Below are 19,009 nucleotides of genomic sequence, written 5' to 3' on the forward strand. Positions count from 1 at the left end.
TGGGAGTTTTCAATGAAAAAGACGTTAGCCGTTGTCCTGCTGCTGGTGGCCCTGCCGGCCTTCGCCCACCCTGGCCACGACGGCAGCCCTTTGCGCGACGGCCTGTTGCATCCACTGACCGGCCTCGATCATTTGCTGATGTTGCTGGGGACCGGTGTGCTGGCGGCCTTGACGCGCCGAAGCCTGGCCCTGCCGCTGGCTACCTTGACGGCGATGGTCGGTGGTGCGGTGTGCGGGCATCTGTTCGGTGACGTGCCGGGCATGGAGGCGATGATCGTCGTGTCGATAGGGGTGATCGCGGGCGCCTTGCTGCTGCCCAGTCGGCAAAGGCTGCTGGCAGTGATCATGCCGATGTTCGCGCTGTTCCATGGCTGGGCCCATGGCGTGGAGGCGACTCCCAGCGCGTTCTGGCTGTTCGGTTCAGGTTTCGTCCTTGTCAGTGCGCTGCTGCTGGCAGTGGGCTTTGCCGTGGGTTGCCTGCTGCGTCGTCACTCGGGCCTGCAGAAGGCCGTCGGTGGCGGGATGCTGGCGGGGGCGGCCTTGGTGCTGGCCGGTTGATGGACGTCGACCTGGCGCTGCTGCGCTTACTGCAACTGGCCAGTCCAGGCCTGCCCGTGGGCGGTTTCACCTACTCCCAGGGGTTGGAATGGGCCGTGGAGGCCGGTTGGGTGCGCGACGTTGCAACCTTCGCGGCCTGGCAGCGCGAGCAATTGAACGACACCCTCGGCTACCTCGATTGGCCAGTATTGGCACGGCTCTATCACGCCTGCCAGGCCGATGATGCCGGCGCGTTCGCGCGTTGGAGCCGCTTCGTGCTGGCCAACCGCGAGACTGCCGAGTTGCGGCTGGAAGAACAGCAGCGTGGCAGTGCGCTGGCGCGTCTGCTCGATGGCTGGCAGCTGGGGCAGGCCCCGGACTGGCGGGGCAGCCTCGAACTGAGCCAACTGAGCGGCATGGCCTGGCTTGGCGCGCATTGGTCCATCCCGTTGCGTCAGTTGGCCTTGGGCCACGGCTTTGCCTGGCTCGAAAGCGCGGTGATGGCCGGTGTCAAGCTGGTGCCGTTCGGCCAGCAGGCCGCCCAGACGCTGCTGCGTGACCTGGGGGCGGCGCTGCCTGCTGTGCTCGACCGCGCACTGGCGCTGGACGATGACCAGCTCGGCGGCAGCCTGCCTTTGCTCGCCATTGCCTCGTCCCGTCACGAAACCCAATACACCCGTTTGTTCCGTTCTTGAGGGAGACCTTCATGCAAAATCATCAAAACCCCCTGCGCGTCGGCGTCGGCGGGCCGGTCGGCTCTGGCAAGACCGCATTGCTCGAAGCCCTATGCAAAGCCATGCGCGATCACTACCAACTCGCGGTCGTGACCAACGACATCTACACCAAGGAGGATCAGCGCATTCTCACCGAGGCCGGCGCCCTGGAGCCTGAGCGTATCGTCGGGGTGGAAACCGGTGGCTGTCCGCATACGGCGATTCGCGAAGACGCCTCGATGAACCTGGCTGCCGTGGAAGCACTGGCGCGCAAGTTTGGCAACCTCGATGTGATTTTCGTCGAAAGCGGAGGCGACAACCTCAGTGCGACGTTCAGTCCCGAGCTCGCTGACCTGACGATTTATGTCATCGATGTCGCTGAAGGCGAGAAGATTCCCCGCAAAGGGGGACCAGGCATCACCAAGTCGGATTTTCTGGTGATCAACAAGACTGATCTGGCGCCTTATGTCGGCGCCTCGCTGGAGGTGATGGAGCGCGATACCCGACGCATGCGCCCCGAGCGGCCGTGGACTTTCAGCAATCTTAAGAAGGGGGAGGGGTTGCAGGCGGTGGTCGATTTCATCGTAGAGCGTGGGATGTTGGGAGGTGATGCGCCTTGAGTGGGGCTCAACGGTCGAACGAGGCTGGGTGAAGGATGAATGCTCCAACTGATCTCGTGGCTAATTCGCCGATTCGGTGCAGTCGGTGGTATGAAAAATCTGAGCGATATCTTGAAGGCAGCCGTAGGGCGGAGTTCGAGCGCACCCTCAATCCAGCAGGATGACCGGGAGTATTTCCCGATGGTGGACGGATCATTGCCGGGCGAAAGTGAGGGCGTGGCGGACAAGGTCCCTCACCGGTCTGCAGGGGGTTGAAACGATTCACCTGCTCCATTCAAGCCAGAAATACTCGAGAAAACGATATGAAAAAAAATGCTCTAATCGCGCTGTTGTTCACCGCCGGCCTGGCCCAGTTCGCCCACAGCACCGAGTCCGCTTCCAGGGCTTCTGCGCCGTCTCCATTTGCCCAGACCGGCGCCATCGTCGGCGATACCCTGCTCAGCTACTGGGAGTTTCAACCCGAGTGCCCGGAGGGCACGGGCTGGACCGAAGTCGGGCACTGCCAGCCTTACTGGGACTTCGACTGATCCTCCAGACCTCAAGCGGCTCAGAGGCCTTTGCGTGCGTCGCTCGGATGACCCTGCAATGAGCCTTCGAGCTTGAGCGTCGCGCCATCGACCAGGGTCAACACCAGATCCTCGATGGTGCCGGCCAGTTGATCCGCAAAGATCGGCTGGCCATCCGGGTCGACGTCGTCGTAATAGAACCGGATACCCTCCAACCAGCCGACCGCGATGTTGAGGTCGGTGTCGAGATAGTACTTGCCATCGAGGAAGAAACCTGAGAATTGCCAGGTGCGCTCCTCGTTGTCGACGGTATAGCGTTCGCCCGGTTGCATGCCGGTTGCAGGATCGAGCATGGTGCGGCCCTCCTTGAGTGGATGCAGGGTAGAAAACGCAAGCCCCGTAGAGGTTCCTTACACAAGACAGAAGCACTTCTGACTGTGATCGGATGGAATCGCTGGCAGCGTATGCAGTCCACCTGTCAGGTGGCGCGTCCTGCATGTACGACGCCCGTTGTTCCAAACCAAGGAGAAATCGCATGAAAGCACTGGTAATGACCGCCTTGCTGGTCACTGCCGGCCTTGTCCAGGCCGACCAAAAGGTGGAATTGAAGCTTGCCGGCCCGGATGGCCCCGGCAAGTCGATCGGGATGGTCACCTTCGCGCAGACCCCTTATGGGGCGCTGCTCACCCCGGATCTTGCCGACCTGCCGCCCGGTGTGCACGGCTTCCACCTGCACCAGCGCCCGTCGTGCGACCCGGTCGAGGAGCACGGCAAGCCCGTGCCGGCCGGCGCCGCTGGAGGCCACTGGGACCCGGCGGCGACCAACGCTCACAAGGGCCCGTATGACGCAGGCGGCCATCGCGGCGACCTGCCGGCGTTGTACGTCGGTGCCGACGGCCAGGCCACGACTCCGGTGCTGGCGCCCCGGCTCAAGGTGGAGGATTTCAAGGGGCATGCCCTGATGGTGCATGCCGGGGGCGACAACCACAGCGACCATCCTGAAAAACTGGGCGGTGGCGGAGCCCGGGTCGCGTGCGGGGTGGTGCAGTAAGCACATTCCGGGTGTACGCAATGTGACATCGCAACCGCCTTGAACAGTCAGGGCGTTCGGATGCCGGGGCCGCTATGCGGCCCTTTCGCGTGTAAACCGGCTTCCACAGGCACAGCGCTGAAACTCACGGCTGCGCTCGTGCCATGAAAAATATCTTCAGCCCATAGGCAAATCCTTGCTTACCGAGGCGCCTGTGGGGCCAGCGCTAAGGTAAGGTGGCAGGAAAAATCCGGTGCGCCGCGCGCGGCGTCAGAGAGGTGCCTGTGGCTTCCTATACCTTGCGTCAACTCAAGTATTTCGTCACCACGGTGGAGGCCGGTAGTGTTGCCGAGGCATCGCGCCAGTTGTATATCGCGCAGCCCTCAATCTCCACGGCCATCAAAAGTCTGGAAGAGAGCTTCGGCGTCCAGCTGTTCATCCGCCATCATGCTCAGGGTGTTTCGCTGACCCCCAGTGGCAAGCGCTTCTATGCCAAGACCAAGGCCTTGCTGCAGATGACCCACGAGTTCGAACAGAACGCTTTGGCCGACAACGACACCGTGGCCGGGCAGATCGATATCGGCTGCTTCGAGACGGTGGCGCCGCTGTACTTGCCCAGGTTGATCGCAGGCTTTCGTGAGCGTTATCCGGGCGTTGACATCCGTCTGCGCGATGGCGAGCAGCAGGACCTGATCCAGGGCCTGACCGCCGGCACATTCGATCTGGCCTTTCTCTACGACCATGACCTGGACGGCACCATCGAGGCCGAACCCTTGATGCCGCCGCAAAAGCCCTACGTGTTGCTTCCTGAGAAGCACCGCTTCGCAGGTCAGGCTCAGGTGTCACTGCGTGACTTGTGCCCGGAGCCGATGATCCTGCTCGACGTCGCGCCGAGCCGCACCTATTTCGTCAGCCTGTTCAATGAGATGGGCCTGACACCGAACATTGTCTTCAGTTCGCCATCGATCGAGATGGTGCGGGGGATGGTTGGGCAGGGTTTCGGGTTTTCGTTGCTGGTGACCCGGCCACATTCCGAATACACCTACGATGGACAGCGGCTGGTGACGCTGGACATCGCCGAGCCGGTGGCCCTGTCGGGGCTGGCGGCGGCGCGGTTGAAGCGGGTCCAACTCACCAAACCTGCACAGTTGTTCGTCGAATTCTGCCGGGAGGAGCTGGCCAAGCTATGAACTTCCATGAGCCCTGAACGGGCAAGCCCGCTCCCCCAAGGCCTTGTCGCCCAAGTGGGAGCGGGCTTGCCCGCGAAGGGGCTGCAAAGCAACCCCGCAAACGCCAGGATGTTACGCCTGGTCAGGCACCACGGCGATCACATCGATCTCCATCAGCCATTCAGCCTGGGCCAGGCCCGCCACCACCAGCCCGGTGGAGATCGGGAATACGCCCTTGAGCCATTTGCCGACTTCCTGATACACCGGCTCACGGAAGCGGGGGTCGGTGATGTAGGTGGTGGTCTTGACGATGTGCGACATGTCCGAACCGGCTTCCTCAAGCAACTGCTTGACGTTCTTCATTGCCTGCTCGGCTTGGGCACGAGGATCGCCCAGGCCTACGAGGCGACCTTCGAAGTCGGTACCGACCTGGCCGCGCACATAGATCGTGTTGCCGGCGCGTACTGCCTGGCAGAGGTCGTTGTCCAGCGACTGATTGGGGTAGGTCGCCTTGGTGTTGAACATGCGGATACGGGTATGGGTAGGCATCAGTGCGCTCCGAGGGTGCTGACTTTCTGGATCGAGGTGGGGGACTGCTCGGCATCCGCTTCACGCTGCTCGCGATCACGGTAGGCCAGGTAAGTGCGTTGGGTGGCGATATGGCCGGCCACATGCTTGGCGTCGTGCCAGACGCCCCAGATGAACGACGAGCCGCGGCGCGACAGCCAAGGGAGGCCGAGGAAGTACACACCTGGCTCGCGGGACACACCGCGTTGGTGCTGCGGCTTGCCGTTGGCATCGAAGGTGTCGACCTGCAGCCAGCTGAAATCCACGCCGTAGCCGGTGGCCCAGATGATGGTGTTGACGCCGGCTTTGGCCAGGTCGAGCTCGCGCAGCGGATGGCTGACGCACTCAGGGTCAGGCAGGCGCTTGCGGGCTTCTGGCTCCTGCGGCAGGTCCAGGCCGTTGCGCTCGATGTAGGCATCGGCGGCATCCAGCAGGGCCAGGTAGTTCTCGTCGCCACGGCGGATGTTGTCGGCAAGGTCGTCCTGGAAGCGCACCACACCGTTCTCGAACGACTGGGTCAGGCCGACCAGGGTCATGCCTTGGTGGGCGAGGGCGCGGAAGTCCACGGTATGGCCACCGCGGGCACCACTGACGGCGATGGTCACGTGTTCGCGGCCCGGTTTGGCGATCTCGGCGTCCCATTCGCCCAGCACACCCAGCCACCAGCAGAAGTCGCGGTTGCGGTAGGCCCGTGGCGGACGGTCATGGGCGCCGACCGAAAGGTACACCTGGCGCCCGGCGCGCATCAGCTCTTCGGCGATCTGCACGCCGGAGGAGCCGGCGCCCACCACCAGCACAGCGCCTTCGGGCAGTTGCTCGGGGTTGTAGTAGGCGGCCGAGTGAATCTGGTGCAGGCGTTCGTCCTTCGGGGCGATGGCCGGAATTACCGGACGCTGGAAAGGACCGGTGGCGGCCACTACGCGGTTGGCGCGGATCACGCCTTCGTTGGTTTCGATGGTGAAGCCTGGGCAGTCGGCGTTGCGTACTACCTTCTTCACTTCAATGCCGGTCCGTACGGGCAGGTTGTACTTGCGCACGTAGGTCTCGAAGTAGTCGGCGACCTGGTCCTTGCCGGCGAAGGCATCCGGGTCGAGGTCGAATTCCAAGCCCGGGAAGCGGTCGTGCCAGACCGGGCCGTTGGCCACCAACGAATCCCAGCGTCCGGTGCGCCAGGCCTCGGCGATGCGCTTGCGCTCCAGCACCAGGTGCGGCACGCCGAGTTTGCTCAGGTGTTCGCTCATGGCCACGCCAGCCTGGCCGGCGCCGACCACGAGAGTGTCGATTTCGATGTTGTTCAATGTCATGTCTGAGCCCTTCTTGGAAGGCGGTTTTATTCAGGTCGGTGGGGTACCGCCTTTGCCTGGGGCCAGACTAGGGATGTGCTTTGCAACGCGAAAATATTATTTAGCTAATGATTGCCTATAAATTACCGAAGGCCTTGATCGGCGCGGCGTTGAGCTATGTTTTCTGTTTATTTAAGTGCCATTTTTATTGATGTTTTATGGCCTTAGTTTTTTCCTTTTCTGGTCCTAGGAAAAAGTTGGTTTCGTGGGTCAATGGCTTCTGCCCAGAATGCTCCCATTCGCGCGAAAAGTTGTTTTCGCTGTGCATTGGACAGACCCTCAGGAGCCACAGAACATGACCTTTTCCATCATCGGCCGTTGCCAGGAAACCGGCCAGCTCGGTATCGCCATCAGTTCATCCAGCATCGCGGTAGGCGCGCGTTGTCCTTGGGTACGTGCAGGTGTCGGCGCGGTGGCCACGCAGAACATCACCTTGCCCGCGTTGGGCCCGCAAATACTCGATGCCCTGGAGCAAGGGCAACTGCCGGCGGCGGCGCTGGATCGTGTGCTCACGGCCAATGGCTGGAGCGAGTACCGCCAGGTGACGGTGATCGACAGCAAGGGGCAGGTGGCATTGTTCACTGGCAAGGAAGCACTTGGCGTGCACAACGCAGTGGCTGGCGAGCAGTGCGCGGCAGCAGGCAACCTGTTGTCCTCGATCCAGGTGATCGAGGCCATGGTCGCGGCCTTCGAGCAAACGGCCGGGCACTTGGCTGATCGTCTGCTGGCGGCGATGCACGCGGCCATGGCCGCCGGTGGCGAGGCGGGGCCTGTGCATTCGGCTGCGATGAAGATTGCCGGTGAGCTGACCTGGCCGCTGGTGGACCTGCGGGTGGACTGGGCGGACGAGGATCCTATCGGCGCCCTGGATAAACTGTGGCAGGACTACCGCCCCCAGATGCAGGACTACGTGACGCGCGCGTTGAACCCAACCGCCGCGCCAAGTTATGGGGTGCCTGGCGATGAGTGAGTCGAGCAGTCGTGAACTGCTGGCCCGGCTGGTGGGGTTTGCCACCGTTAGCCGCGAGTCCAACCTGGAGCTGATCGGCTTCATTCGTGATTACCTGGCCGGGCTGGGTGTGGACTCTGAGCTGTTCCACAACGAAGAGGGCACCAAGGCCAACCTGTTCGCCACCATTGGTCCCTCGGACCGTGGTGGGGTGGTGTTGTCCGGCCACACCGACGTGGTGCCGGTCGATGGCCAGGCCTGGACCGTCGAGCCTTTCGCGTTAAGCGAACGTGACGGGCGTCTTTACGGGCGCGGTACGGCGGACATGAAAGGCTTCATCGCTTCGGTGCTGGCGGCGGTGCCGGCGTTTCTCGCGCAGCCGTTGAAATGGCCGGTGCATCTGGCGTTTTCCTACGATGAGGAGGTCGGCTGCCTAGGCGTGCGCTCTATGCTGGCTGCCCTTGAGCAACGTCCCCACAAACCGCGCCTGTGCCTGATCGGCGAGCCTACCGAGCTCAAGCCAGTGCTGGGCCACAAAGGCAAGTTGGCCATGCGTTGCCAGGTGCACGGCGCCGCGTGCCATTCGGCGTACGCGCCCTATGGGGTCAATGCGATCGAATACGCCGCGCGCCTGATCGGCAAGCTCGGCGAGATCGGCGATGGCCTGGCGCGCCCCGAGCACCACGATGAGCGCTTCGACCCGCCGTTTTCCACGGTGCAGACCGGTGTGATCAAAGGGGGGCGGGCGCTGAACATCGTCCCGGCCGAGTGCGAGTTCGACTTCGAGGTGCGCGCCTTGCCGGGCTTCGAGGCCCAGGCCGTGGCCGACCAGTTGCAGACCTACGCCGAGGCCGAACTGTTGCCACGCATGCGTGCGGTCAGCGCAGGCAGCGACATTCGCCTGCAGCCGCTCAGTGCCTACCCTGGATTGGCGACCCCGGCCGACAGCGAGGCGGCGCAGCTGGTTGCGATGCTCAGCGGCTCGGACGATTTTGGCACCGTGGCCTTCGGTACCGAGGGTGGGCTGTTCGATCAGGCGGGCATTCCGACAGTGGTTTGTGGGCCTGGCAGCATGGATCAGGGGCACAAGCCCGATGAGTTCGTCAGTGTCGAGCAGTTGAAGGCCTGCGATGCCATGTTGCTTCGCCTGGTGGCGCACTTGAGCGAGACTCGATAGAGCCTGGGGGCGCATTGCGCCCCTTTTCGCGACACAAGTGTCTGCTGCGGGCCGAGGAGCAAGCGATCAGAAGCTCGCCTTGACCTGCAGTCCCACCACCAACGCATTGTCGATGCGTTGCCCGGAGAATGCGCCCGGCTCGATGATGTACTGCACATCCGGTCGCAGGTTCAGCCAGGGCGTGGCCTGGTAGCCGTAGCTCAGCTCGACCAGCTGTTCGGCGCTGTCCAGGCTTGGGAACTCCTGGCCGGCAGTCTGGGCGGCGTCTTCGAGTACATCGCGGCTGCGCGGGTTTGGCACGGCGCGGCCGTAGCCCAGCGCCAGGGTGTCGCGCGGGCGCCCTTCGAACGGCTTGTACAGCACGACGCCTGCGCCATACCACTGGGTGAATGGCGAGGCCGCTTTGCTCGAGGCCGAGTACTGGCCGAAGGCGTGCAAGCTTCGGCCCGGCAGGGCAGGGTCCTTCCACACCGCCTGGTCGACCAGCAGGTAATGGCCGCCGCGCCCGGACACTTCGTCATTACGGCCGATGCGTTTGGCGTCGGAGCTGTCGTAGTAGTAGCCGAGCTTGTACTCGCCAGGCAGCTGGCCTTGCAGTTTGTACACCAGCTCGACCGGGACCACGGTGCCGGTGGTGTGCTTGGGCCCCAGGTGCCAGGCGCGGCTGGCGTTGCCGTTGCTCTCGGGGTCGACGTTGAACGCTGCCACACGCACCTGCCAGGCTGGCGACAAGTCATATTTGACCCTCACGCCCAGATGCGCGTTGGGGTAGTTGGTCCAACCACTGCCGCCGGACATGTTCAGCGGGTGGCCGCAGAAACCGGCGTTCATGAAGTTGCACAGGATGCCGCTGTCGAGCCCACCCAGGTCGTTGCCCATTGCCATGTAGCCCAGCTTGACGTTGAGTGCCGGCGTGAACAGGGTGCGCTCGTAGCTGAGCTCGGTCAGGCGGGTGTAGAGGCCGCCGTAGTTTTCCTGGATCGGCAGGCGGTTGCCTACCAGGTCCTCGGAGGCGCTGTTGCCGCGGCGGTCGTTGACCGTCAGCTGGACCTTGCCAGCATTGTCCAGGCCGTACAGCTTCGAGAGATCGAACTGCACGCCGAGCTTGAGGTTCTGCGAATAGCGTGCCGAACGGTGCAGGCCGCCGTGGGCGTTGTAGGCCGTTTCGCCGCTGTAGTCGCCGGTGAACCTGATGCCATCCTCCTCAAGCTGGTGGCGCAACCCGCCCCAGTCGCCGGTCAGGGTGTTGCGGGTCATCAGGTCGCCGTCGGCCAGGGCGGTGGTGCTGGCCAGGGCCAGCGCAAGAGCGGGGGTGATGCGAATAACGCGGGGCATTACGAAGTCTCGGGGTTGTCTGTGAGGGCCCGTTCGCGGGCTCCCACAAAGGCTGCGCGGAGTCTTTGTGGGAGTCGGTGGCCCGCGAAGGGGGCGACGCGGTCTCTGTAGGAGCGGGTTTACCCGTGAAGAAGACGGCGCGGTTTACGGCAGGGCATAGGCCATCACGTAGTCGCCACGGTCAGGGGATTGCCGTGCACCGCCGGCAGTGACCACCACATACTGCTTGCCAGTCTTGGGCGAGACGTAGGTCATCGGGCCGCCCTGGCTGCCGACGGGCAGGCGAGCCTTCCAGATCTCGTGGCCGTTGCCGCTGTCGTAGGCGCGCAGGTAGAAGTCCTGGGTACCGGCGATGAACACCAGGCCGCCTTGGGTGGACAGCGTGCCGCCCAGGGTCGGCAGGCCAATCTTGATCGGCAGGTGCATGCGGATACCGAGTGGGCCGGTGTCCTCGACGGTGCCGACCGGCACTTGCCAGGCGATCTGCCGGGTCTTCATGTCGATGGCGGTCAGGGTACCGAAGGGCGGCGCCTGGCACGGAATGCCGGCCACGGACAGGAAGCGGTTCTTGTTCACAGCATAGGGTGTGCCCTTGAGGGGAACGGCGCCCATGCCCGTGTTCAGCGCTTCACCGCCGGAGGTGGCCTGGCCCTTGTTCTGCGAGGGGATCATCTGAATCCACAGGCCCAGACGCATGTCGTTGACGAAGATAAAGCCATGCACTGGATCGGTGGAGATGCTGCCCCAGTTCATGCCCCCGAGCGAGCCTGGGAAGCTCAGCGACAGGTCGGTGCCTGGCGCGGTGTACAGGCCGTCATAGCGCATTTTCTTGAAGTCGATGCGGCACAGCAGCTGGTCATACGGGGTGGCGCCCCACATATCCGATTCGGTCAGGGTCTGTGCGCCGATCTGTGGCATGCCCACTGATTTGGGTTGGGTCGGGGAGTACGGCTCGTGAGGGATGTTGCTCGGTTTGACCGGCACCTCGTCGACCTGGGTCAGTGGCTTGCCGGTAGCACGGTCGAGCACGTAGATCTGCCCGGCCTTGGTGCCGATCACCACAGCCGGGACGGTCTTGCCATCGTCCCGCGTGAAGTCGATCAGGCTCGGCTGCATGGGCAGGTCGAAGTCCCAAAGGTCGTTGTGCACGGTCTGGAACACCCACTTCTGGTTGCCGGTGGTTGCGTCCAGGGCCAATACCGACGCGCCATAGGTGTGGTCCAGTTCGCTGCGCTCGACACCATAGATGTCGGTGGAGGAGCTGCCCATCGGCAGGAAGACCGTGTTCATCGCCGGGTCATAAGACATCGGCGCCCAGCTGTTGGGGGTGCTGCGCACGTAGGTGCTGTTGCCTTGCGGAGCGTTGCGGTCCTCTGGATTGCCTGGGTCGAAGGCCCAGCGCATTTGCCCGGTGATCACGTCGAAGCCACGGATCACGCCGCCTGGCATGTCGGTCTGGACGTTGTCGGCCACTCGACCGCCGACCACCACGGTGGTACCGGCCATCAGTGGAGCGGAGGACAGCTGGTAGTAGGAATCCGGGACATCGCCCAGGCCGGCCTTGAGGTCGACTTGGCCATTGTTGCCAAAGCCTTCGCAGAACGCGCCGGTGTCGGCATCGACAGCGATCAAGCGGCCATCGATGGTGTTGGTCAGCAGACGGCGCTGGCAGTTGGCGCCTGCGGGCAGTTTGACGGCGGCGATCGGCGAGCTGTTGGGTTGGGTCGGCTGGGCGATCTGGGCAGTGGCATCGAAGTAGGCCATGCCGCGGCAACGCTGCCAGACCTTGGATTGGGCGTTGATCGCGTTCTTCCAGAGCTCCTTGCCGGTGTCCGCGTCCAGCGCGATGAGATTGTTGTGCGGGGTGCAGATGAACACCTTGTCGCCGACCTGCAGCGGGGTCAGTTGGTCTTCGGCACCGTTGCCGTCGCTCAGCGCCACATCGCCGGTGTGATAGGTCCAGGCGACCTTGAGCTTGTTCACGTTGTCACGATTGATCTGGTCCAGCGCGGCGAAGCGGCTGCCGCCTTCGGTATTGCCGTAGTGGGCCCAGTCCTTCTGTGCCTGGTCGGGTTCGACCGGGGTCATGCCTGGGCCTTTGCCGGTAGGGGCGACGCCGGGGTGGGCGACGAACATGTTGCCAACGCCAATCGCCAAGGCGAGTGCCAGCACGCCGGCCACGGCGTAGGCGCCACGACCGGTGCTGCCACCGCTGGCGCGTACCAGCATCGGATAGACCAGTGTCACCACCAGACCGATGGCCGAGAACATGAACAACCGCGAGAACAGCGGCCAGAACGTCAGGCCCGCATCGAGCACGGCCCAGATCGCCGTACCGACCAGGAAAGCGGCGAACAGCCAGGCGCCGGCGGGCTTGCGCCGGGCGATGAGCCCGCCGGCGATGGCCATGGCCAGGCCGCCGAGCAGGAAGTACCAGGAGCCGCCAAGGATGGCCAGCTTGATGCCGCCGCCGGCCAGGAGCAGGCCGAGCAGGGCGATGATCACGCCGAGCCCGACCAGGATGAAGGTTGAGGCGCCAGAGGCGCGAGGTGTTTGTGTCATTGCCAGGGATCTCGCAGGTGGGACTGCGCGCAGTTTAGGCCCTTAGCAAGCTAATTAACAAGTTAGTACATAGTTTTTCAGGGCAGATTGTCGCAGGGCCTGAACACTCCAATAACGCTGAAAAGCTTAGATCATGAGGCAAAGATCGCTAAAAAAAGACCTGCTCCGGCGTATCGGCTGCTCATTGTGAAACCGTTGGTTCGGGGCGGCGAAGCCCTTCCAGCAGGCATTTGAGGGCTGTCTTGACCCGTTCTGCCGCCGTTTGCGGGTCGTCCTGGGCAATCACCCACATGCCGCTGTCGCCCATGGCGCCGTTGATCAGGTGCGCCATCGCCACCGGGTCGAATTCACGCAGCACCCCAGCGTGCTGCAACTCCATCAATCCGGCAGCCATGGGGCCGATGTAGCTTTCTTCCTCGAGTTCGCGCAGGCGGGGGCCGAGCACGGCCGGGGCATCCTGCAGCAGGATGCGGCGCAGGGCGGGGTCATGGAGCAGGTCGTAGTAGTGCAGACAGGTGTCCAGGTAGCCCTCCCAAGGATCGGTGTGGGTGGCGAAACGCACATCGAGCGCTTGGTTGATCTCGTCGAGCAGGTGTGTCACCACGGCGGTGAACAGTCCGGCCTTGCCGCCGAAATGGTGATGCAAGGCGCCCCGGGTGAGGTCAGCCTCGGCGCACAGTTCGTCCATGACCACGGCGGTGAAGCCTTTCTCCGCGAACTGGCGGCGGGCGACAGCGATCAATCGCTCGGTGGTTTCGGCGCTCATGGCGGCTCGGGTTCGACGAGGGGCGGGCATCGGCAACTCCTGGGAAATAACGATGGATGCAAATTAGCATACGTTGCGTATGTCAATAAGGGGTATTAGCATACGCGGCGTATGCTAAATGGAGATTTGTCTCATGTCCGCGTCCCTGCCGTACCCTCAACGCACGTGGTTTGCCGAGCTGCCGGGCTTGTTGCGCCTGGCTTTGCCGCTGGTGCTGGGGCTCTCGGCCAGTGAGCTGATCAGCCTGACCGACACCCTGATGCTGGCCTCGCTGGGGACGCTGGTGCTGGCCTGCGTGTCGCTCACGGCCAGTGCCGGGTTGATCTTCCATGCCGGGCTCTACGGGATGCTCGCCACCCTCAGTGTGCGGGTGGGCCATGCCTTCGGTGCCGGCGATGCCGAGGCCGTGGGGCGCACACTGCGTGCGGGGCTGGGTTACGGCCTGTTGGTCGGCACCCTTGGCTGCTCGGCAATGCTGGGCATCCTGCCGGTGCTGCAATGGGCCGGCGTGCCGTTGCCGGACGTAGAGTTGCTGGCACCGTACTGGCAGGCGATGGCGGTGTTCTTGATCCCGTTCTGTCTGGCCGTGGTGTTCAAGGACGTGCTGGAAGCCATCGGTCGCCCGTGGGTTGCGGTGCTGGTGGTGATGAGTGCAGTCGTGTTCAACGTTCCCTTGAGCTATGGCCTGATCCACGGCCACTTCGGCCTGCCGCCCCTGGGCTTGTTGGGCGCCGGTATCGCCAGCGTGCTGGCCGAGTCCCTGGCCGTGCTGCTGGCATTTGCCTATTGGCGTCTGGCGCCTTCGCTGTCGGTCTACCGGCGAGCCTCCCTGGGCCCACGATTGGCCTGGCGCACGCTCATGGGAGAGGGCTGGCCGCTGGGGCTGGGCTACCTGGCCGAGGCTGGCGCCGTGGTGATTGCGGCCTGGATGCTTGGCTGGCTGGGCACTGCGGCGCTGGCCGCCAACCAGGTGGTGCAGTCGATCGGCTCGTTGCTGTACATGCTGCCGTTGGGCATGGCTGCGGCGGTGAGCATCCGCATCAGCCAGGCCCAGGGCCGGGGCGAGCGTGCGCGAATCAAGGCCATTGGCAGCGCCACCTTCATCAGTGTCAGTGCCTGGATGGTGGCCAGTACCTTGCTGCTGGTGGTGTTTGGCCGGGCGATCGCCGAGGCCATGAGTGACGACCCTCAGGTGATCGCCATTGCCGTGCCGATGTTCGTGGTGGTCGCGACCATGCAGATCGCCGATGGTTTGCAGTCCACAGCCCTGGGGGCCTTGCGCGGATTGCAGGATTATCGCTGGCCGGTGGGCGTGACCTTGGTCAGCTACTGGCTGCTGGCATTGCCGCTCAGCTATGGCCTGGCGTTCCACTCGCCGTTGGGGCCGGTCGGGGTCTGGGTCGGTTTTGCCTGCGGCCTGGCGGTGGCAGCGGTGTTGCTGCCTTGGCGCTTCTACCAGTTGCAGGGTGGCCCGACAGGTGTGGTTCAGTCTCAACTGCCGTAGAACACTGCCAGCCAGACCGTCGCCACGCCGGCCTCGGTCCACTCTACCCGGTGCCGGCAATGGGGCGGGAGGTCCAGGTGATCGCCGGGGCGTAGCACCCGCTCGTGGGGCTCATGCTCAAGCCTGAGCCCGGCGCTGCCGCTGAGCAACACTACCCATTCACCTTCGGCCTGGTCGTACCAGAAGCCAGGCGGGCTGGCCTGGCCACTGGAGACGATGCGCTCGATGCGCAGGCCCGGCCGGTGCAGAAGCTCGTCGAATTGCTCGCTGGCCTGGGGGGCGAGCGGGGGAAGGGCGGTGAACAGGTTGTCGGGCATTGGGGGCCTCGCGTGCTAAGCCAGTGAGGCCCCTGAGTGTAGATCGGCTCAGCGCCCCAGCGGCAGCGCCACGCCGATCAGCGCGAACAGCGTCCCGCAGCAGCGATTGAAACCACGCCCCCCCTTCGCCAGCCAAGGGCGCACGCGGAAGGCCAGGCGCGCCAGCAGGTATTCGACCACGAACTCCACGCTGGCAAAGGTCGCCGCCATGATCACGAACTGCATCGCCAGCCCGCGTTGAGGGTCGATGAACTGCGGCAAAAAGGCGCCATAGAACAACAACACCTTGGGGTTGGCCATGGCCGACAGAAAGCCCTGGCGGAACAGCCCGCGGTTGCCCAGACGCGTGGCGCCCTCGGCAAGCTCCAGGCGCATCGCCGGGCTACGCCAGAGCTGAATGCCCAGCCACAGCAGATAGGCCCCACCCACCCATTTGAGCACCTGCAGCAGCGAGGCCGAGGTGTGCAGCAGAGCACTGAGGCCGAACATTGCCAAGGCAATCAGTGCGCTGAAACCGAACACGCCTCCCACGATGGTGAACAGGGTGCGACGGGCGCCATAGAGCGCGCCGTGGGTCAGGGCCAGCAGGCTGTTCGGACCTGGGGTCAGAGACAAGCCGATGCTGGCCAGCAGGTAGATGAGCCAAGTATCCAGTGCCATGGAGGAAGCCTTTGGGTGTGAAGAGCGCCAGTCTAGGGTAAGCGCCGGGATTCCTAAGGTAATATCTGGACTTTCTGAAGTTATATCTGGACGTATGTGCATGACCCCTGACATTCGCCTGTTGATCGTTCCCCTGCCGGAATTCGCCTTGCTGCCATTCGGGGCCTTCCTCGACAAACTGCGCTTTAGCGCCGACGACGAGGACTACAGTCGCCAGCGCTACTGCAGTTGGACTTTGCTGGGCTTGACCGCCGATCCCGTGCCCTCGAGCAGCGGCGCGGTGGTTCAGGTGCAGGCCACGGCGCAATCGGTGGACTTCAAGGGCCATGACTACCTGGTGCTGTTCGGCGGGCGCAACGCCGCGGCGACGGCCGCGCTGGCTCCGCGTTACCAGGCTTTGCTCAAGCGCGCTGTCCGGGCGGGGGTGAAGCTGGTAGGCGTCGACAATGCGGTGTTTCTACTGGCGGCCTGTGGTTTGCTCGATGACCACAAGGTGGTGGTGCACTGGCGCCACGAGGCGGAGTTTCGCGCCTCGTTCCCGTCCGTGCAGGTGCTGCCCGAGCAGCTGTATTGCTTCGATGGCGCGCGGATCTCCTGTGCTGGGGGCACGGCGGCCATCGACCTGGCGGTGGAGCTGTTGTCGCGTGCCTGTGGCCGGGCGCGGGCACTCAAGGGCTTGGCTGACATGCTCGTGGACGAGACCCGCGACAGTCGCCATGCCTTGCGCTCGCTGGAGCAGGGGCCTGGGCAGGGGCGTGCGGTGCAGCGTGCTACCGCGTTGATGCGTCATCACCTGGGTTCGAGCCTGACCCTTGACCAACTGGCGGCAGAACTGGGCATCAGTCGGCGTCAGCTGGACCGCCAGTTCCAGGCCAGCCACGGCATGACGGCCAAGGCCTGGTGGCTCGAGATGCGCCTGCAGCAGGCGCGCTGGCGGTTGCTCAACTCGAGTCACGGCTTGGCGCAGATCGCCGATGAGGTGGGGTTGGGGGATGTCAGTTACCTGGGCAAGTGTGTACGCCGCAGGTTTGGCTGTACCGCGTTGGCGCTGCGCGCCTCGGGAAGGCTAGGGGAGTGAGTCTCCCCCGGCGTTGCAAGCACACCCACGGCAATCATTGCGGCGACCCGAACAACCCGGTCCAGTAGATCCCCGCATCGCTCTTGGGGTCCACCGCATAGGCTGCACCCAGCTCGGTGAAGTCGGGGTTCATCAGGGTAGCGCAGTGGCCGGGGCTGGCCATCCAGCCATCGACCACCTTGTTTGCCGTGTCACGGCCGGCGGCGATGTTCTCGCCGATCTGCCGGTACAGGTAGCCGGCCAGTTCCGCCCGGTCGCCGGGGGTGCGGCCGTCGCGGTCGATATGGTCGAAGAAGTTCTGGTTGGCCATGGCCCGGGTGTGGTTGGCGGCAACGCCGGCCAAGGTGTTGTTCCAGCTCAGGGCAGGGGCTGCGGCGAAGGGTTGGCCACCGCATTGGCGCGGCGCCTTGCGTGCAGCGTTGATCGCCTGCAGCAGTTTCTGGCCTTCGGCCTGCCAGTCACCCAGGCGTCCGCTGAGCAGGGGGCGGGCCAGGACGATGCGCCAGTCACGGCCTTCCTGGCTGACACCGATGTCGACGAACTGTGGGTCAAGGACCACCTGGCAGAAGCTTTCCTCGATGGCATTCATCGCCGCCCGGGCATCGCGTGGGCCGGACAGGCTGATGGCCTGGACGTTGACCATGGGATAGGCGGCGCGGCTCATGGCCTGTTGCAGGTCGCGGGTGCCTTCCGGCGAAAGGGCAAGGCGGGTGTCGCTGTTGAGCGGCGGCAGTTCCAGCGAAGCCTCGCCGCCGCAGCGCTGGGCTTGGCTGCGATAGGCATTGATCGACTCGATCAGTTGACCTTCTTCACCGGTAAAGGCCAAGGCACCGGTGGAGGCGACAAGGCCCAGCGTCAGGGCGGCAAAGCGGGCAACGGATGACAGGACGCGCATGAAAATCTCCCTATGACTGGCAGCGCCTAGCTGCCCATCCTACACAAGCACACGGCGTTTGGCCCCGCTTTGTGCAGGGCGGGAAAACGGCCGGCAATCGATTGCGTACGGCAAAAGAGGGGGTAGACCCCTGGCTGCCCGAAAAGTGCGGTGTCGGTGCGACCCGCCGATTGCAACGCACTCATGAAGTTGGACAGGGAAAGATCTATGCTTGCTCCATGACCATCACCGAGCTTCCCCTTCGCCAACCCTGCCCGCCGGGCCTCTGCGATTGCGGGCGCGAGCGGCTGCACGAAAGCCCACCCCAGGCCCAGCGGATCCTGCTGTTGACCCGCCAGGAAGAAAAGCGCCTTCTTGAGCGCTTGGAGCACCTCAAGGACCTGGACGATCTGGAGCGTCTACAGGTGCGCCTGTACGAGCAACTGGGGATCCGCGTGCGCATCGCCCCAGGCTACAACGAGGTCCGCACCATGCGCGGTATCAGTATCGAACTGGAGGAACAGCCCGGGCTGTGTCGCAAGACCCGCCAGGCCATTCCGGCCGCCATCCGCCGAGGCCTTGAGCGCAACCCGCAGGTGGCCTTCCGTCTGCTCGATGCCCACGACCTGCTGCGCGACGCCTGATCCTCAGCGCATCGCCGCCAACTTGATCCCGAACCCCACCAGGCAGGCGCCGGCCAGACGCTCCAGCAGATTGGACACCCGTGGGTTGGCGCGCATGCGCTCGGCCAGGTGATGGGTCAACAGCACCGCGATCAGGCCATACAGGAAGGTCAGCGCGGCTACGGTCACCGCCATGAAGGCAAAGGTCACCACGCCTTGGTGGTGCACCGGGTCGACAAACAACGGGAAGAACGCCATGTAGAACATGATCGCCTTGGGATTGAGCAGGGTGATCATCATCGTCTGGCGCAGATAGTGCCCGCTGGCCATGCGGCTCTCGCGCGGGGCGCTTCCCGGCTTGCTCAGCACCATGCGCAGGCCGAGCCAGGCCAGGTAGGCCGCCCCCGCCCACTGCACCACATGGAAGGCCGCAGGGTAGGCCGCCAGCAGCGTGGCGACGCCGGCCACCGCCAACCACATCAAGACCTGGTCACCCAGGATCACGCCCAGGGTCGCGGTCAGCCCACCCTTGATGCCGCCCTTGCCGGTGGCGGTGATCAGCGCGAAGTTGCCAGGCCCAGGGATGGCCAGGAGGATGAGGAACGCAACAACGAAAGCACCGTAGTCGGTCACGCCTAGCATGGGGGAGTCTCCGAAATAGGCATCGCCAAAGGGGGAT

The 19,009-nt window shown here is 64.2% G+C and carries 20 protein-coding genes and 1 pseudogene; 11 read left to right on the top strand and 10 right to left on the bottom strand.

Features of this window, described 5'->3' with window-relative positions:
* Positions 1-12 precede the first annotated feature (12 nt).
* The 4 genes from ABOA88_RS20060 to ABOA88_RS20075 all read left to right on the top strand — a co-directional run bounded on the left by ABOA88_RS20060 (position 13) and on the right by ABOA88_RS20075 (position 2,397).
* Positions 13-558, top strand: a complete 546-nt coding sequence (locus tag ABOA88_RS20060) for a HupE/UreJ family protein (RefSeq protein WP_196170592.1) — start codon at positions 13-15, stop codon at positions 556-558.
* Positions 558-1,232, top strand: coding sequence for an urease accessory protein UreF (locus tag ABOA88_RS20065; protein WP_196170593.1), 675 nt, complete (start codon positions 558-560; stop codon positions 1,230-1,232). Before ABOA88_RS20060 ends, ABOA88_RS20065 begins: the two co-directional genes overlap by 1 nt.
* An 11-nt stretch (positions 1,233-1,243) precedes the next feature.
* Positions 1,244-1,870, top strand: a complete 627-nt coding sequence (ureG, locus tag ABOA88_RS20070; protein ID WP_196170594.1) for an urease accessory protein UreG — start codon at positions 1,244-1,246, stop codon at positions 1,868-1,870.
* A gap of 302 nt (positions 1,871-2,172) precedes the next feature.
* Entirely contained in the window at positions 2,173-2,397 is a 225-nt protein-coding gene (locus ABOA88_RS20075; protein WP_196170595.1) for a hypothetical protein, read from the top strand.
* A 20-nt stretch (positions 2,398-2,417) separates the two neighbouring features.
* Here ABOA88_RS20075 and ABOA88_RS20080 read toward each other — a convergent pair whose 3' ends face one another.
* Positions 2,418-2,729, bottom strand: coding sequence for a hypothetical protein (locus tag ABOA88_RS20080; RefSeq protein ID WP_437437108.1), 312 nt, complete (start codon positions 2,727-2,729; stop codon positions 2,418-2,420).
* Between the two features lie 182 nt (positions 2,730-2,911).
* Here ABOA88_RS20080 and sodC point away from each other — a divergent pair, with 182 nt between their 5' ends.
* Both sodC and ABOA88_RS20090 read left to right on the top strand, forming a co-directional pair.
* Positions 2,912-3,427 (top strand): superoxide dismutase family protein, encoded by a 516-nt coding sequence (gene sodC, locus ABOA88_RS20085; protein ID WP_196170597.1) that lies wholly within the window; start codon positions 2,912-2,914, stop codon positions 3,425-3,427.
* A 263-nt stretch (positions 3,428-3,690) separates the two neighbouring features.
* Complete coding sequence (locus tag ABOA88_RS20090; RefSeq protein WP_043211318.1) at positions 3,691-4,596, top strand: LysR family transcriptional regulator; 906 nt, start codon at positions 3,691-3,693, stop codon at positions 4,594-4,596.
* Positions 4,597-4,707: 111 nt separating this feature from the next.
* On the opposite strand, the gene ABOA88_RS20095 is transcribed toward ABOA88_RS20090, so the two are convergent.
* A complete protein-coding gene (locus tag ABOA88_RS20095) occupies positions 4,708-5,124 on the bottom strand; it encodes a RidA family protein (RefSeq protein ID WP_043211317.1) in 417 nt (138 codons plus the stop codon).
* A pseudogene (locus tag ABOA88_RS20100) lies at positions 5,124-6,480 on the bottom strand (flavin-containing monooxygenase). The gene ABOA88_RS20095 and the pseudogene ABOA88_RS20100 overlap by 1 nt, the downstream one beginning before the upstream one ends.
* 300 nt (positions 6,481-6,780) lie before the next feature.
* Between ABOA88_RS20100 and ABOA88_RS20105 the strand changes: the two are divergent.
* On the top strand, positions 6,781-7,455 hold the full coding sequence (locus ABOA88_RS20105; protein ID WP_367852047.1) for a DUF1028 domain-containing protein: 675 nt from the start codon (positions 6,781-6,783) through the stop codon (positions 7,453-7,455).
* Positions 7,448-8,611 (top strand): acetylornithine deacetylase, encoded by a 1,164-nt coding sequence (argE, locus tag ABOA88_RS20110; protein ID WP_196170599.1) that lies wholly within the window; start codon positions 7,448-7,450, stop codon positions 8,609-8,611. The genes ABOA88_RS20105 and argE overlap by 8 nt, the downstream gene beginning before the upstream one ends.
* 66 nt (positions 8,612-8,677) lie before the next feature.
* On the opposite strand, the gene ABOA88_RS20115 is transcribed toward argE, so the two are convergent.
* From ABOA88_RS20115 to ABOA88_RS20125, 3 genes are all read right to left on the bottom strand, one after another.
* On the bottom strand, positions 8,678-9,946 hold the full coding sequence (locus ABOA88_RS20115; RefSeq protein ID WP_367852046.1) for a carbohydrate porin: 1,269 nt from the start codon (positions 9,944-9,946) through the stop codon (positions 8,678-8,680).
* 144 nt (positions 9,947-10,090) lie between these two features.
* Positions 10,091-12,508 (bottom strand): glucose/quinate/shikimate family membrane-bound PQQ-dependent dehydrogenase, encoded by a 2,418-nt coding sequence (locus ABOA88_RS20120; RefSeq protein ID WP_196170601.1) that lies wholly within the window; start codon positions 12,506-12,508, stop codon positions 10,091-10,093.
* 181 nt (positions 12,509-12,689) lie between these two features.
* Positions 12,690-13,304 carry a TetR/AcrR family transcriptional regulator gene (locus tag ABOA88_RS20125; protein ID WP_196170602.1) on the bottom strand — a complete coding sequence of 205 codons (615 nt, stop codon included), beginning with the start codon at positions 13,302-13,304 and terminating at the stop codon, positions 12,690-12,692.
* 103 nt (positions 13,305-13,407) lie between these two features.
* Here ABOA88_RS20125 and ABOA88_RS20130 point away from each other — a divergent pair, with 103 nt between their 5' ends.
* Positions 13,408-14,778, top strand: coding sequence for an MATE family efflux transporter (locus tag ABOA88_RS20130; protein WP_367852045.1), 1,371 nt, complete (start codon positions 13,408-13,410; stop codon positions 14,776-14,778).
* Here the strand turns inward: ABOA88_RS20130 and ABOA88_RS20135 are convergent.
* Both ABOA88_RS20135 and ABOA88_RS20140 read right to left on the bottom strand, forming a co-directional pair.
* Positions 14,766-15,095, bottom strand: coding sequence for a cupin (locus tag ABOA88_RS20135; protein WP_196170604.1), 330 nt, complete (start codon positions 15,093-15,095; stop codon positions 14,766-14,768). The genes ABOA88_RS20130 and ABOA88_RS20135 overlap by 13 nt on opposite strands.
* 48 nt (positions 15,096-15,143) lie before the next feature.
* Positions 15,144-15,755 (bottom strand): LysE family translocator, encoded by a 612-nt coding sequence (locus ABOA88_RS20140; protein WP_196170605.1) that lies wholly within the window; start codon positions 15,753-15,755, stop codon positions 15,144-15,146.
* Between the two features lie 100 nt (positions 15,756-15,855).
* On the opposite strand from ABOA88_RS20140, the gene ABOA88_RS20145 reads away from it, so the two are divergent.
* Complete coding sequence (locus ABOA88_RS20145; protein WP_367852044.1) at positions 15,856-16,833, top strand: GlxA family transcriptional regulator; 978 nt, start codon at positions 15,856-15,858, stop codon at positions 16,831-16,833.
* Positions 16,834-16,867: 34 nt separating this feature from the next.
* Here ABOA88_RS20145 and ABOA88_RS20150 read toward each other — a convergent pair whose 3' ends face one another.
* Positions 16,868-17,728, bottom strand: a complete 861-nt coding sequence (locus tag ABOA88_RS20150) for a CAP domain-containing protein (RefSeq protein WP_367852043.1) — start codon at positions 17,726-17,728, stop codon at positions 16,868-16,870.
* A gap of 218 nt (positions 17,729-17,946) precedes the next feature.
* Here ABOA88_RS20150 and ABOA88_RS20155 point away from each other — a divergent pair, with 218 nt between their 5' ends.
* Positions 17,947-18,351 (top strand): hypothetical protein, encoded by a 405-nt coding sequence (locus ABOA88_RS20155; RefSeq protein ID WP_070574632.1) that lies wholly within the window; start codon positions 17,947-17,949, stop codon positions 18,349-18,351.
* Between the two features lie 3 nt (positions 18,352-18,354).
* Here the strand turns inward: ABOA88_RS20155 and ABOA88_RS20160 are convergent, their stop codons facing one another.
* A complete protein-coding gene (locus ABOA88_RS20160; protein WP_367852042.1) occupies positions 18,355-18,972 on the bottom strand; it encodes a LysE family transporter in 618 nt (205 codons plus the stop codon).
* Between the last annotated feature and the right edge of the window lie 37 nt (positions 18,973-19,009).

The organism is Pseudomonas sp. PKS, assembly GCF_051913525.1.
Classification (GTDB): domain Bacteria; phylum Pseudomonadota; class Gammaproteobacteria; order Pseudomonadales; family Pseudomonadaceae; genus Aquipseudomonas; species Aquipseudomonas guariconensis_D.

Bases quoted from the DNA above. Each gene is read 5' to 3' on its own strand.
- ABOA88_RS20075 (WP_196170595.1), top strand. From the start codon at position 2,173: ATGAAAAAAAATGCTCTAATCGCGCTGTTGTTCACCGCCGGCCTGGCC.
- argE (WP_196170599.1), top strand. From the start codon at position 7,448: ATGAGTGAGTCGAGCAGTCGTGAACTGCTGGCCCGGCTGGTGGGGTTT.
- ABOA88_RS20145 (WP_367852044.1), top strand. From the start codon at position 15,856: ATGACCCCTGACATTCGCCTGTTGATCGTTCCCCTGCCGGAATTCGCC.
- ABOA88_RS20140 (WP_196170605.1), bottom strand. From the start codon at position 15,755: ATGGCACTGGATACTTGGCTCATCTACCTGCTGGCCAGCATCGGCTTG.
- ABOA88_RS20065 (WP_196170593.1), top strand. From the start codon at position 558: ATGGACGTCGACCTGGCGCTGCTGCGCTTACTGCAACTGGCCAGTCCA.
- ABOA88_RS20125 (WP_196170602.1), bottom strand. From the start codon at position 13,304: ATGCCCGCCCCTCGTCGAACCCGAGCCGCCATGAGCGCCGAAACCACC.
- ABOA88_RS20135 (WP_196170604.1), bottom strand. From the start codon at position 15,095: ATGCCCGACAACCTGTTCACCGCCCTTCCCCCGCTCGCCCCCCAGGCC.
- ABOA88_RS20155 (WP_070574632.1), top strand. From the start codon at position 17,947: ATGACCATCACCGAGCTTCCCCTTCGCCAACCCTGCCCGCCGGGCCTC.
- ABOA88_RS20095 (WP_043211317.1), bottom strand. From the start codon at position 5,124: ATGCCTACCCATACCCGTATCCGCATGTTCAACACCAAGGCGACCTAC.
- ABOA88_RS20060 (WP_196170592.1), top strand. From the start codon at position 13: ATGAAAAAGACGTTAGCCGTTGTCCTGCTGCTGGTGGCCCTGCCGGCC.
- ABOA88_RS20150 (WP_367852043.1), bottom strand. From the start codon at position 17,728: ATGCGCGTCCTGTCATCCGTTGCCCGCTTTGCCGCCCTGACGCTGGGC.
- ABOA88_RS20105 (WP_367852047.1), top strand. From the start codon at position 6,781: ATGACCTTTTCCATCATCGGCCGTTGCCAGGAAACCGGCCAGCTCGGT.
- ureG (WP_196170594.1), top strand. From the start codon at position 1,244: ATGCAAAATCATCAAAACCCCCTGCGCGTCGGCGTCGGCGGGCCGGTC.
- ABOA88_RS20080 (WP_437437108.1), bottom strand. From the start codon at position 2,729: ATGCTCGATCCTGCAACCGGCATGCAACCGGGCGAACGCTATACCGTC.
- ABOA88_RS20160 (WP_367852042.1), bottom strand. From the start codon at position 18,972: ATGCTAGGCGTGACCGACTACGGTGCTTTCGTTGTTGCGTTCCTCATC.
- ABOA88_RS20130 (WP_367852045.1), top strand. From the start codon at position 13,408: ATGTCCGCGTCCCTGCCGTACCCTCAACGCACGTGGTTTGCCGAGCTG.
- sodC (WP_196170597.1), top strand. From the start codon at position 2,912: ATGAAAGCACTGGTAATGACCGCCTTGCTGGTCACTGCCGGCCTTGTC.
- ABOA88_RS20115 (WP_367852046.1), bottom strand. From the start codon at position 9,946: ATGCCCCGCGTTATTCGCATCACCCCCGCTCTTGCGCTGGCCCTGGCC.
- ABOA88_RS20120 (WP_196170601.1), bottom strand. From the start codon at position 12,508: ATGACACAAACACCTCGCGCCTCTGGCGCCTCAACCTTCATCCTGGTC.